Source organism: Hyphomonas oceanitis, assembly GCF_036964545.1.
Classification (GTDB): domain Bacteria; phylum Pseudomonadota; class Alphaproteobacteria; order Caulobacterales; family Hyphomonadaceae; genus Hyphomonas; species Hyphomonas oceanitis.
Window position 1 is genome coordinate 100631 of the sequence record NZ_JBALTL010000003.1, and the last position, 12497, is coordinate 113127.

The following is a 12497-nucleotide window of genomic DNA, read 5'->3' on the forward strand; positions in this document are numbered from 1 at the left end:
GTGATGACAAGCCCTTATCCCGGTTCTAGATTTCACGATGAGGGTGGAGGAAAATAGCCATGGTTTCAAGATTTCTTGCGCGCACAGCCCGGATGCTGGCTGGCCTGGCCCTGATGGCGGCGCCTGTTGTGGCGGTTGCGCCCCTCGCCTCTGCTCAATCGCTCAGTGTCGAGGACACAGCCCGCCCACAGGAAGCGACGGGCGACGCCTTGCTCAGGCTTGGCCGGGAATATGCGGCGGGGACGTATGGCGCGCCCGATTTCGAGCGGGCATCCGAGCTTTACCTGCAGGCCGCAGATGCGGGCACAGCGGAAGCATATGCCGATGCCGCCATGCTGAGGGCGACGGGCAAGGTCACCTCAGGCGACGAGGCGGAAGACAATATTGGCGCCAGCTACCTCTACATGGCCGGGGCTGAAGCGGGCTGCATCACCTGTATGAAGTCCCTCGCGCGGATGTATGAAATGGCACCGATCGGCGTTGAGCGAAATCTGGCCGAGGCGCTCGTCTGGTATACCAAGGCCTACGAGATGAGCATCTTCAAGACGGATGCTGAATTCGAGAATATCAAACGCGTCTCGTCCGAGGCCTATTACGCGGCCGTGGATGAACGGGATGCCGGAAATCACTGGGAGGCCTATAACGCCTTCAAGACCCTGTGCCACTTCAAGGGACCGGCCGCCTGCTACATGCTGGGCCTCTATCAGGGCGCAGTAAACTCCCCCTATGGCAAGGATGAGCGGGCCGCGCTCGCACCGCTCGCTTTCGCTTGTGACAATAGCGTACCGAAAGCCTGCGAGAACCACGCCCGACTGACCGGATTTGTTGGGCCGAGTGCGGGCTATTCCAATGGCTATCGGGCCGAGCGCTATTTCAAATCCCAGTGCGACTCCGACACGCCGGACTATAGCGCCTGCTTCAATGTCGCCTGGCTAAACTATTATACCGATTATGGGCTAAACAATTGGGAGACGATCCGGACTTATTCCACCAAGGCCTGCTTTCAGGGCGGCGATAGCATGGGCTGCAGCCTGGCAATGAAGATGGCCAACATGATGGGCCCACCACCCGGATCCATGCCGACAAAATCAGGCGGGAACTGGGGCCGGAGTGTCGACAACGCGATTGGCGGGATTTTCGCGGCGCTGGCCAGCGGCGCCGCAGATTATGCGAGTTCGGGCAGCGGCGGCTCGTCGCGCAGTTATTCTTCGTCCGGTTCGTCTTCCTCGTCGAACAACGTCTCGACATGGCAGGACAATCGCGACTGGAACGACGCCCTCCGCGCCACGGCCAATATAGGCACAGCCTATTCCTCGTCCTGCCGCCCCGGCAACCAATACTGCTAGGGCGCCGACGCGTCAGCCCTCCAGACGACTTCGCCCCCAACCATGGTCATCAGCGGTTTGGCCTCAAGGATTTCGGCTTCCGGCACGGTCATCAGGTCGCGGTCGAAGACGGTGAAGTCGGCGAGTTTGCCGGGTTCGATGGTGCCGAGGTCGTCTTCCTCAAAGGCGGCGTAGGCTGCGTTCGATGTGAAGAGAGCGAGCGCCTCTTCCCGCGTCAGGGCCTGTTCAGGGTGCCAGCCTTCGGCGGATTCGCCCTTGAGGCTCTTGCGGGAGACGGCGGCGTAGAACTCGATCAGCGGAGAGCCAACCTCGACCGGCGCGTCAGACCCACCCGCCACAACTGCTCCGCTATCCCAGAGACTGCGCCATGCATAGGCGCCCGCGAGACGCTGCAGACCAAGGCGAGAGGGAGCGAAAAACAGGTCACCAATCGCGTGAGAAGGCTGCATCGAGGCAACCAGGCCGTTTGCGCCGACGCGCGGGATATCGGCAAGCGCGAAGTTCTGGGCGTGTTCGATACGCCAGCGATGGGAAGCATCGTAGCCACCCGCCTCAACCGCTTCGAGGATGCGCCTGTCGGCCAGATCGCCAATAGCATGGATGGCGAGCTGGACATTGGCGGCATCTGCCCGAGCCATGATGGCGGCGAGGTCTTCCGGGCTCATCAGGGCGAGGCCTGACGTTTCAGGCCGGTCGCTATAAGGTTCGATCAGCAGGGCGCCGCGGCTGCCGAGGGCGCCGTCCATATAGATCTTCACGGCGCGATTGGTGATCGTGTCCGTTTCCATTTGGCGACCCGCCGCGATATCGAAGCCTTCAGCATCCAGCGCATTGTAGAGCCGGATCGGCAGGCGGCCCGCCTTGTCCAGTTCTTCCATCAGGGGAATCTGTTCGGGTGCGACGCTCATATTGTGACCGCCCGTCCACCCGCGCGACGCATAAAGCTTTGCGCCGGTTTCAAGCGCTGTCTTCAGGCCTTCCGCATCCGGCGCAGCCACCAGGGGTGCGACGAGGTTCATCGCATTGTCGATGAGGAGGCCATTTGGCGTGCCGTCCTCATTGCGCTCGATACGGCCGCCTTCAGGATCGGGCGTGTCCTTCGTAATCCCAACGGCAGCGAGCGTCGCAGAGTTCACGACCATAGCGTGGCCGTCTGAACGTTGCAGGATGACTTTGTAATCCGCACTGACAGGATCGAGGTCAGACGCCATGGGCATGCGCGCCTCAGGCCAGCCGGTTTCGATCCAGCCGCGACCGAACACAACCGAACCGGGCGCCTTACCGGTCACTTCAGCTTCGAGGCGGGTGACAAGTTCATCGACGGAGGCGGTGCCTTCAAGGTTCAGCGTGAGTTCACGCTGGCCGACGCCGAGCAAGTGAACGTGCGCATCGGTGAAGCCGGGGAACATGACGCCGCCCTTTAGGTCAATCAGTGTGACCTCGTCCTCGCTCCAGTCTTTTGAAGCCGGCGGGACGGTGGCCATGATGCGCCCGTCAGGGCCCACAACCACGGCTTCCACGGTCGGCTGCTGCGGATTGCCCGTGTAGATCGTGCCGCCAGTGATGACGGTGACTTTCGACGCGACGGCCGCTTCAGGCGCAGGCGTTGCCTTTCCGCTACAGGCGGCAAGCAGGAGCGCGGCAAGGGCAAGGCAGGGGGTGCGCATGGGCGTCATCCTTCCGGTCAGGTATGAAGATGACCGAGCAGACGGCGCGCATTACGGGAAGTCAAGGTTCGAACGAAAAGACCGCCTCAAATGGGACGTCAAACGCAAGCGATATGCGAAAGGCAAGCTCGAGCGACGGCGCATACTTCTCCTGCTCGATGGCGATGATTGTCTGGCGCGTGGCACCGACCGCTTCTGCGAGTTGCGACTGGGTCATGCCGCCTGTCTCGGCGCGCAACTCCCTGATGCGATTGCGGACCTTACCCTTGGCCATGACTATATCCTGTAGAGGACAAGCTTGGCGGCCATCTTCACGATATGGGCGGCAAAGAGCACCGCCAGCAGGGTAAAGACGATGCCGCTGGTCGATACGATCGCGAGTGGCGTGAGGACTGAGCTTGAATAGGTTTCCTGCATGATCAGGCGCAGCGCCAGGACATTCACGACTGTAATGATGAACCAGTGCGAAATGATCCCGGCGCGCCGCTCGATCTGCTGGTCACGCTCGTCCTCGAAGTCCGCGCTGGCAACTGTCGCGTCCTTCAGGACGGACCCGGCAATCGAAACGCCGGTCGTTACAAGAATCTCGCCGACAATCATCCCGATGATGACGGTGACATAGGTACTGAGCATCTGATCAGGCGGCAGGTCCACAACCTGCCATCCGTCGAGGAACCGCGTCTGCAGGAGCCAGACGGCCCAAATGGCGATCATGAGCGACCCAAGGGTGCGGATTTCAGTCCATGACATGCGCTTGTCCTTTCCCAGTTATGTAAGATATGTTTTACATAGCGACGGACGAGGGAAATGTCCAACATGTTTTACAATTTTGTTCGCATGCTCACCGAGCCCGTTTCAGCCTCCAGACTCCCGGACAAACAAAAAAACGCGCCCCCGAAGGAGCGCGTTTTTCAGTTTGCCGGTCGCAAGGAGCGATCAGGCGGCAGCAGCAACAGCCTTCTTGGCAATGTCGCGCTTGATCTTGAGGGCCTTGGACGACAGCTTGTCGTCCTTTGCCTTGGCCAGGAAGCCGTCAAGGCCGCCGAGCTTGTCGACGGTGCGCAGGGCTTTCGCCGCGATGCGCATCTTGAATTTCTGGTCGAGGGCTTCGGAATGAAGCGTCACGTCGATCAGGTTCGGCAGGAACCGTCGCTTGGTTTTCACCTGGGAGTGGCTCACCAGGTGGCCAACGATCGGCTTGGTGCCGGTAAGTTCACATTCGCGGGACATGGGCCTCGCTCCGATTGCATGTTCAGGGTTGTCTCGAAGGCGCGTCGTTACACAGTAGGAGGGGGCCGTGTCAACTGCGAAGCCACATGCGAAGTACGAGTTTTACAGCCCCCTGTCATGGCCTGTCATGAATCTTGAGTGCAACCCGTCGCTTGATTGGGGCATTATAGGGGCAATCTTGTTCAGGCGCCGTTGGTGTTGCACCCTTATATAAGAGTGCGATGGGCCCCAATCCAAAGGATACGACCTGATGAAACGCGCATACATGCTTGCTTCCGGCCTTGCGCTCGCAATGGCTGGCATCGCCGTGGCCGATACGTCGGGCGGCAGCAGCGCAGCTGCGCCAACCATTCTGGCGGGCGTGAAGGCCGGAACGCCGACACGCATGATATACGAGCTGGAAGCCAAGGCCTATGTGCTGTTCATCCCGGCGACGGGCCGTGCAAGCTTTACCGTCGACATGAAGCCGGACAATTACGTGATCAATTCCCGGGTCAAGGTGACCGGCATTGCGGACTGGTTCGTCAACTATGACATGGTCCTGCAGGCGTCCGGCTATACGCGCGACAATGCCCTGAAGACCTATTCCTATGTCTCGCAGAACCGCGACGGGAAGAAGAACCGCCGCGTGAACCTGACCATCGGCCCGGACAGCTTCAAGATGAAGGCCGATCCTGAGTTCGGAAACCTGGGCGATCCGGCCGCAACGACCGAGCAGGTGCTGAAGACAAATGACCCGATCACGGCGCTGATCACGTTCGCGCTGGAACCGCGCGCACCGGGCGCCGACCCTTGCGGCGGGCCGATCCGTATCTTTGACGGACGCCAGCTGACGTACCTCCACCTGAAAAATGCTGGCATGAAACAGGTCAAGACCGATGCCTGGTCGGGCAATGCCATTGAATGCCATGTGACGATGGAAAAAGTCGCCGGCTACAAGAAGGGCGAGTCCAACAAGGATAATTTATCAGGCATTGATGGCCCGCTGCGCATGTGGCTGGCCCCGCTGGAAAACGGCACGACCGTGCCCGTGAAGATCCAGGCCGATACGGACAAGATCGGCAAGATCACGCTTCAGGCCAAGAAGCTGCGGTTTGAACCGATCGTGACGGAAGAAGCGGCTGTCACCTCGGATGGTCAGTAAGGGCAGGCGCAAGATGCCCTGCCCTTGCCGGATCTAGTCGTGATCGTCCTTGGGCAAGAGGCGTAGCGCTGCGATAAGGCCCGTCATGTCCTCTGGCAGCGGTGCCTCGAAATGAAGGTCCTCTCCCGTAATCGGATGGACAAAACCGAGGACGGCTGCGTGCAGCGCCTGGCGTTCGAACCGGCGGGCGGCATCACGGGCGGTATCGAAATCTTCGCCCGAGCCCCAGGCCGTTACGCCTTTTGACCTGCCATAGACGGGATCGCCGATCAGGCTGGCGCCGACATGGCTCATGTGGACGCGGATCTGGTGTGTGCGGCCTGTCTCAAGCGTGCATTTGACGAGCGCTGCGGCCGGCAGACCCGTTCCCTTGTCGCGCAGGCCGAATGTTTCGAGCGCCTTGTAATGCGTGATCGCCTCGCGTCCGTGGGTGCCGTCGGGATTGCGCACGACGGCCATTTTCTTGCGGTCGCCGGTGGCCCGGGCAATCGGCTCGTCGATCGTGCCGGATAGAGGCCGCGGGGCGCCGCGTGTGACGGCAAGGTAGGATCGCTCGATATCGTGTGTCGCAAACAGGGCCGAGAGGCCGACATGGGCCGCTTCGGTCTTGGCCGCGACCATGACGCCGGTCGTCAGCTTGTCGAGCCGATGAACGATGCCGGGGCGCTCAACGCCGCCAATGCCGGGCAACTGGCCCTCACAATGGAAGAGAAGCGCATTGACCAGCGTGCCGTCCCAGCTGCCGGGCGCCGGGTGAACGGCCATGCCTGAAGCCTTGTTGATGATGATGAGGTGTTCGTCTTCGAACAGGATTTCGAGTGGAATGTCTTCCGGCTGCGGGACAGCCGGCACAGGCTCTGGCAGGGCCAGCGTATAGGTGCTGCCTTCGACAACGGCCTTGCGTGGATCGTCGGTCGGCACGCCATTGATCATGACGGCGCCTTCCTTGATCAGGGATTTGGCGCGTGAACGCGACAGCGACCCGGCCCTCTCGGCAAGGAAACTGTCGAGACGCAGGCCGGCGTCTGTCGCGCTGGCGGTGAGAGAAATCGTTTCCATTTGCACCCTTATAGACTTCGAGTTCGCCAAGCGTCATTCAGTTGTCGTAGTCGCGCCCTACAAGCGGCCCGAACTCACTGGAGGATATCATGAGCGCAGTTACCCGACGCGGCCTTCTCGGCGCCGCAGCCACCGGAGCCCTTAGCCTTGCCGCGTGCGCAAAGCCAGCCACCAATGCATTGGCGCCCACCGCACCTGCCTATGAGGGCGACGTTTCCTTCGACCACGGCGTGGCATCCGGCGACCCGCTGCCGACCAAGATGATCCTCTGGACACGCGTCACGCCGAAGTCCGGCACGGGCCCGATCCCGGTGCGCTTTGACGTGTTCGCGGCCGATAACAGCGAGACGCCTCTCATTACGGGCATGACCAGCGCCGAGGCGTCGCATGATTTCTGCGTGAAAGTGGATGTGGCAGGCCTCAGCCCTGCGACCGTTTACACCTACCGCTTTACCGCCCTGACCAGCGCGGGCGATATCGCCTCGCCGGAAGGCCGGACACGTACGACAGCCGCATCAGGCACAACGCCTGTCCGGCTCGGTGTGGTCTCCTGTTCCAACTGGCAGTTCGGCTATTTCAACGCCTACAAGGCCCTTACCGCCGAGCCAGACCTCGACGCGATCATTCACCTTGGCGACTATCTCTATGAATACGGCGTCGACGGCTATGGCTCGAAAACGGCCGAAGCCCTTGGTCGCCTGCATGAACCAACAACGGAAATCGTCTCGCTCGACGACTATCGCAAGCGCCACGCTCAATACAAAACAGACCCGAACCTGCAGGCCGCCCATGCCGCTGCGCCATGGATCTGCACATGGGACGACCATGAGAGCACCAATGACAGCTACCGCACCGGCGCCGAAAACCACAATCCGGACAAGGGTGAAGGCGAATGGTCTGACCGCAAGCTGCGCGCCATTCAGGCCTATTTCGAATGGATGCCGATGCGCGAACCGGAATCGGGCAACATCACCTCAGCCGTCTGGCGCGACTTCAGCTTTGGCGATGTTGCCACGATCTTCGCAACGGAGACCCGTCTGACGGGCCGTTCGCAAAGCATTGGCTGGTCCGATGCTGTGACCACATCCGACCAGACGGAAATGATGGCTCAGATTGAGGCGCATATGAAAGTCATCAATGACCCCGCGCGCACGATGATGGGCGCGGCGCAGGAAGCCTGGATTGATAAAGGCCTGAAGGAATCGGTCGCGGACGGCAAAACATGGCAGGTTATGGCTAATCAGGTCATGATGGCGCGCGTCGCCCTGCCAGACATGTCGAAAGCCTTCACGCCTGAGCAAATCGCGCAGGCGATCCCGCAAGTCCAGCAGATGATCGGCTTCTCGGCTCTTGGCCTGCCATTCAATCTGGACGCCTGGGACGGTTATCCGGCAGCGCGCGGTCGTCTTTATGACAGCGTTGAGGCAGCCGGCGCCCGCCTTGTGACGCTGACAGGCGACATCCATTCGGCCTGGGCCGACACACTCGTGGATGACAAGGGCGAACGCGTCGGCGTGGAATTCGTGACCACGTCGATCACCTCACCCGGCATCAGCGCTTATATCACCGACGTGCCGGACCTGGGCCAGCGCTTTGCCGACGCCAATCCTGAAGTCGAATGGCATGATCCGGAAGGCCACGGCTATATCCTGATGACGCTGACGCCAGAACGCGTCACCGGCGAATTCGTCAAAGTGTCGACAGTCCTTTCGACCGACTTCACGGCAGAGCGCGTTGCGACCTATGAAGTGACGCCGGAAGCCAAAGGTGTCTCGGCCCTGACCCGGGCCTAAGACCCTAATCCAGCAAGCCGGAGAGGCGCATGCGGCCCCCATCGAGCCGCAGCGCCTCGCCGGTTATGAAGGCGGCCTCAGGCGACGCCAGGAAGCGGCAGGCGTCGGCTATTTCATCGGCCTGCGCCGTGCGCCCCAGCGGCGTGCGGCGTGTCGTCCAGCTCTGAACGCGCTCCTCGCTCGGCCTGACGGCGACAATGGCATTCACACGAATGGACATCTCGGCGAGTTCAACGGCGCCAGCGCGCATGACGCCAAGCACGCCATTCTGCGAAATGGTTTCGGTGAACTGGCCCGGCATGGAGGCAATAGCCGAGTAGGAGAGAACGAAAGTGATCGTTCCCTTCTGCCGCAGGCGCTCGACGCCAACAGTCGGCAGGTCTTCCTGTTCGGAGAGGCGCTCGGCGAAAACCTGCAGCGCGAGGGCCGTGCCACGAATGGATTTCGCGATCGCCTTGTCAAATTTATCGCTGGCAAAGTCGAGTAACGTGTCCGGCGCTTCCAGCTCAGGAATAATGACCGCATTATCGATACGGCCAAAGCCTTCAACGGCGGCCGTGAAGGCATTGCGCAGGCCAAGACGCGTGTGGAGTTCGCCGTGGTGGAGCACGACGCCATCCGGCACGGCGTTGCGCGCTGTGGCGAGACGCTCGGCGCTCGGATCAGCCGCCATTACGCGGTGGCCGGTTTCGCTGAAACGACGCGCGATGGCATCGCCGACTTCCCGGCCAAGGCCGAGGATCGCTGTGACGGGTTCGCCCATGGCGGCTATTCCCCGGCTGTTTCAGACGGCGCGGACGTTACGCGGGTGGGATTTCGGATATCGTCGCCCAGAATGGCAAGCCGGTCGTTCAGCCTGTGCAGTGCGGCGAGAATTTCGCCGAGCAGCCTGACAGTCACAAACAGGAAGATTATCAGCGCAAACCCGAACGCGAGCCGGGTAAGCGCCATGATGACATGACCTTTGAACAAGGCCAGCAAGGCCCCGAAAAGAACGAAAAGCGCAGCCATTAAGAGCGCCAAGCCCAGAATGGCCGTGGCCAGTTTCACCGCACCGAGTGTCATCGGTCGGTCCTGGTCTAGAATATCTCGCATGGGTCGTCCTCCGCCCGTTGCCTGCACCAGTTCCCGGCGCGCCGGCGGAGGACCTGTTCCGCCTTTACTGCGCTAGCTGGCCTTCAACCATTGCAATTCTTCTTTAATCTTGAGTTTCTGTCGCTTCAAATCCTTTAGCTCAAGAGCATCAGCCGACGGGTGCTTCTGGGTTTGAGAAATCTTCTCATCCAGTTCGCGATGTTTGTTGGCGAGCTCACTGATCCGACCGTTGAGCGACATGGGCAGTCTCCTTCTGCGGTTAAGAACTTGTGTCTTTATTGCCACACTAAATCATAGAAGAAGGGTGGCGTTAAGGGGGAGAGCCACGCATTTCATGAGTTTAATAGTCTCGGATCAAGCGTGGAGCGGTCGACCCGATTTCCTGCGCGCTTTTTGGGCGAACATGTCCTGATCAGCCAAGGCAACCAGCGTATCGGCGCCTTGCCCTTCCCGCCATTCGGCAACACCGCATGAGGCGCCGATATGGACTTTTGGCGCCGCCTCATCCTCGCCATCGCAGACAATCAACTGGTCAATGAGAAGCGTCAGCTGGCTCGCCTTTGCCAGGCTATCGGCGTGGCTGGCCTGCGCGAGCACGATCCCGAACTCATCGCCGCCGAGGCGTCCCACAATGTCGGTTTCGCGCGTATTCTTCAGCAAGATATCCGAAATGCGCAGCAGGACATCATCGCCAGCGGCGTGCCCAAAGACATCGTTGACCTTCTTGAAATGGTCCAGATCGATAAAAATCAGCGAAAGCGGCGTGCGGAAGCGCCCGGCCAGCGCAATCTCCCGGCGGACTTCCCGTTCGAAGGCCCGGCGGTTGAAGACAGGGCAGAGCGCGTCATTGTCGGCAAGAAGCTCGGCTTCGGCGAGTTCCGCCCGCAGGCGCGCTGCCTCCTCGCGCAGGGCAATCACCTCTTCGCTGAGCGCCTCCAGCGCAGCCCGCTCGCGGCGGCCAAGCGCGGCGAGATCGACCCCGAGAATGTCGAGTAGGGCGCGGCGTTGATCCTGCGAAACCTGATGGAATTCTTCCGTCATGGGTCAAGGATATACGCGATTTGTGGCGAGGGGGAGACGTGCAGCAGATGATTCACCTGTGACGTGTAAACAGGGCACCAGTTGACCGCGCGCACGGCATTCTTATGGTGCGCGCTTTCTGGCAACCAAGACTACCCATACCGCTGAAAGACCGGTGCTTTTATGATTGATCATCTCTCCATCAATGTTGCGAGCTTTGACCGATCGCGGGATTTCTATGACCATGCTCTTGGTGCGATTGGTGCAGCGCTCGTCATGATGAAACCTGAAGAAGCGGGTGGACCGCCATCGGGTGGATATGGCCGTGGCAACAAGCCCACCTTGTGGATCACCCAGTCTTCCTCACCCCATACAGGCTTGCATGTAGCGTTCGTCGCGGACAGGCGGATCGACGTGGACGCTTTTTATAAGCGGGCACTTGAAGCAGGTGGCCGTGACAATGGCACACCGGGACTGCGTGCCCATTACCACCCGAACTATTACGCAGCTTTCGTATTCGACCCCGACGGGAACAATGTCGAAGCAGTCTGTCATTTACCGGAGTAACCACGACCAGAATGACCACATCCCCAACAGTCGGTATCATCATGGGCAGTCAGTCGGACTGGCCGGTCATGCGCCATGCCGCCGCCATTCTTGAAGAGATGGGCGTGCCCCATGAGGCGAAGATTGTCTCGGCCCACCGCACACCTGACCGCCTGACGGAATATGCCAAGGCCGCCAAGGCCCGCGGCCTGAAAGTGATCATTGCAGGCGCGGGCGGCGCAGCACACCTGCCCGGCATGACGGCAGCCATGACGCCACTGCCTGTTCTGGGTGTGCCGGTCCAGTCCAAGACCCTGTCGGGTCTCGATAGTCTTCTTTCCATCGTGCAGATGCCGCGCGGCGTGCCGGTCGGTACACTGGCCATTGGCGAGGCTGGCGCAGTGAATGCTGGCCTGATGGCTGCAGCCATCATTGCCCTCAATGATGACGCGGTCGCAGCAAAACTTGACGCCTATCGCGCAGCCCAGACTGATGGCGTCGCCGAGGTTCCCGAGGGATGACTGGCTTGCCACCCGGCGCCGTGATCGGGATTCTTGGGGGCGGACAATTGGGCCGGATGCTGGCCAGTGCGGCCAGCCAGCTCGGTTTTGATGTGCATGTCTTCTGCCCGGAAGACGGTGCGCCTGCTGCGCGCGTTGCCATGAAGCACTGGCAGGCTGACTATGACGACGACGATGCGCTTTCAGGCTTTGCCCGTGCCTGCGATGTGGTCACGCTCGAATTCGAGAATATCCCGGTCAGCGCCGTGGAAGCGATTGCCGCCACCGGCACCCCGCTGCACCCCGGCGCAAAATCGCTCGCCGTGTCGCAGGACAGGGCTGACGAGAAGGCTTTCCTCAACAGTATCGGCATCGCGACGGCGGATTACCGGACGATTGATGCCGAGACTGACATCGCCGCGGCCCTTTCGACACTGGGCGGCAAGGGCGTCCTGAAAACGCGGCGGGATGGCTATGATGGCAAGGGCCAGGCATGGCTCAATGCGGAAAGTGATATCTCAGTCGGATGGCAAGCTGTTGGCGGCGCGCCGTGCGTGCTGGAAGCCGCCGTGGCCTTCGAACGCGAAATCTCTGTCATCGTGGCCCGGTCCAGTAGCGGCGAGACCGCCAGCTGGGCACCGCCCCGCAATGTGCATGAAGAGGGTATCCTGGCCCGCTCAATCGTCCCGTCCGGTCTTTCGCTTGAGGTTGAGGTGGAAGCGCGCCGACAGGCCGTGTCGCTGGTCGATGCGCTGGGTCATGTCGGGGTTCTGGCGCTCGAATTCTTTGTCATGGCGGATGGCAGCCTGATCGCCAATGAGTTTGCCCCGCGCGTTCACAATTCCGGCCACTGGACACCGGAAGCTTGCCAGACGGGCCAGTTCGAACAGCACATACGCGCCATTGCGGGCTGGAAGCTGGGCGACACGCATCGGCTTTTCGATGCGGAGATGCTAAACCTGATCGGTAAGGCAGGCCTGATTGATCCGGCCATGCTGGCCCCGAACGAGACGCTGACACTCTATGGCAAGCGCGAAGCGCGCGCCGGACGCAAGATGGGCCATATCACCACGCGCCTCGGACCGCGAAAGGACTAA

At 60.9% G+C, this 12497-nt stretch carries 15 protein-coding genes; 6 read left to right on the plus strand and 9 right to left on the minus strand.

All coding sequences use genetic code 11. From position 1 onward, the window contains the following. The first annotated feature begins 59 nt into the window (after positions 1-59). Positions 60-1346, plus strand: a complete 1287-nt coding sequence (locus V7651_RS09600) for a tetratricopeptide repeat protein (RefSeq protein WP_335613060.1) — start codon at positions 60-62, stop codon at positions 1344-1346. On the opposite strand, the gene V7651_RS09605 is transcribed toward V7651_RS09600, so the two are convergent. The 4 genes from V7651_RS09605 to rpmB all read right to left on the minus strand — a co-directional run bounded on the left by V7651_RS09605 (position 1343) and on the right by rpmB (position 4243). Next, positions 1343-3013 carry an amidohydrolase gene (locus V7651_RS09605; protein ID WP_335613061.1) on the minus strand — a complete coding sequence of 557 codons (1671 nt, stop codon included), beginning with the start codon at positions 3011-3013 and terminating at the stop codon, positions 1343-1345. The two genes, V7651_RS09600 and V7651_RS09605, sit on opposite strands and share 4 nt — an antisense overlap. A gap of 61 nt (positions 3014-3074) precedes the next feature. Further along, entirely contained in the window at positions 3075-3287 is a 213-nt protein-coding gene (locus tag V7651_RS09610; RefSeq protein WP_335613062.1) for a helix-turn-helix transcriptional regulator, read from the minus strand. A gap of 2 nt (positions 3288-3289) precedes the next feature. Then, positions 3290-3763 carry a hypothetical protein gene (locus V7651_RS09615; protein ID WP_335613063.1) on the minus strand — a complete coding sequence of 158 codons (474 nt, stop codon included), beginning with the start codon at positions 3761-3763 and terminating at the stop codon, positions 3290-3292. 186 nt (positions 3764-3949) lie between these two features. Then, on the minus strand, positions 3950-4243 hold the full coding sequence (gene rpmB, locus V7651_RS09620; protein WP_035536415.1) for a 50S ribosomal protein L28: 294 nt from the start codon (positions 4241-4243) through the stop codon (positions 3950-3952). Between the two features lie 250 nt (positions 4244-4493). Here rpmB and V7651_RS09625 point away from each other — a divergent pair, with 250 nt between their 5' ends. Next, positions 4494-5387 (plus strand): DUF3108 domain-containing protein, encoded by an 894-nt coding sequence (locus tag V7651_RS09625; protein WP_335613064.1) that lies wholly within the window; start codon positions 4494-4496, stop codon positions 5385-5387. A gap of 33 nt (positions 5388-5420) precedes the next feature. On the opposite strand, the gene V7651_RS09630 is transcribed toward V7651_RS09625, so the two are convergent. Beyond that, the gene (locus tag V7651_RS09630) at positions 5421-6446 is read right to left on the minus strand and encodes an RluA family pseudouridine synthase (protein ID WP_035536419.1); all 1026 of its coding nucleotides are present in this window, start codon (positions 6444-6446) and stop codon (positions 5421-5423) included. Between the two features lie 89 nt (positions 6447-6535). On the opposite strand from V7651_RS09630, the gene V7651_RS09635 reads away from it, so the two are divergent. Continuing rightward, positions 6536-8239, plus strand: a complete 1704-nt coding sequence (locus V7651_RS09635; protein WP_335613065.1) for an alkaline phosphatase D family protein — start codon at positions 6536-6538, stop codon at positions 8237-8239. 4 nt (positions 8240-8243) lie between these two features. Here the strand turns inward: V7651_RS09635 and V7651_RS09640 are convergent, their stop codons facing one another. The 4 genes from V7651_RS09640 to V7651_RS09655 all read right to left on the minus strand — a co-directional run bounded on the left by V7651_RS09640 (position 8244) and on the right by V7651_RS09655 (position 10375). After that, positions 8244-9002: an SDR family NAD(P)-dependent oxidoreductase gene (locus tag V7651_RS09640; RefSeq protein WP_035536425.1), complete on the minus strand. Its 759-nt coding sequence runs from the start codon at positions 9000-9002 to the stop codon at positions 8244-8246. 5 nt (positions 9003-9007) lie between these two features. Next, positions 9008-9334 (minus strand): hypothetical protein, encoded by a 327-nt coding sequence (locus V7651_RS09645; protein ID WP_035536428.1) that lies wholly within the window; start codon positions 9332-9334, stop codon positions 9008-9010. 72 nt (positions 9335-9406) lie between these two features. Further along, a complete protein-coding gene (locus V7651_RS09650) occupies positions 9407-9574 on the minus strand; it encodes a YdcH family protein (RefSeq protein ID WP_035536430.1) in 168 nt (55 codons plus the stop codon). 114 nt (positions 9575-9688) lie between these two features. After that, entirely contained in the window at positions 9689-10375 is a 687-nt protein-coding gene (locus V7651_RS09655; protein ID WP_335613066.1) for a GGDEF domain-containing protein, read from the minus strand. A gap of 162 nt (positions 10376-10537) precedes the next feature. Between V7651_RS09655 and V7651_RS09660 the strand changes: the two genes are divergently transcribed. The 3 genes from V7651_RS09660 to V7651_RS09670 are packed head-to-tail and all read left to right on the plus strand — an operon-like array spanning position 10538 to position 12497. Beyond that, positions 10538-10921 carry a VOC family protein gene (locus V7651_RS09660; protein WP_335613067.1) on the plus strand — a complete coding sequence of 128 codons (384 nt, stop codon included), beginning with the start codon at positions 10538-10540 and terminating at the stop codon, positions 10919-10921. An 11-nt stretch (positions 10922-10932) separates the two neighbouring features. Continuing rightward, positions 10933-11421, plus strand: a complete 489-nt coding sequence (gene purE, locus V7651_RS09665) for a 5-(carboxyamino)imidazole ribonucleotide mutase (protein WP_035536434.1) — start codon at positions 10933-10935, stop codon at positions 11419-11421. Further along, entirely contained in the window at positions 11418-12497 is a 1080-nt protein-coding gene (locus V7651_RS09670) for a 5-(carboxyamino)imidazole ribonucleotide synthase (protein WP_335613068.1), read from the plus strand. The genes purE and V7651_RS09670 overlap by 4 nt, the downstream gene beginning before the upstream one ends.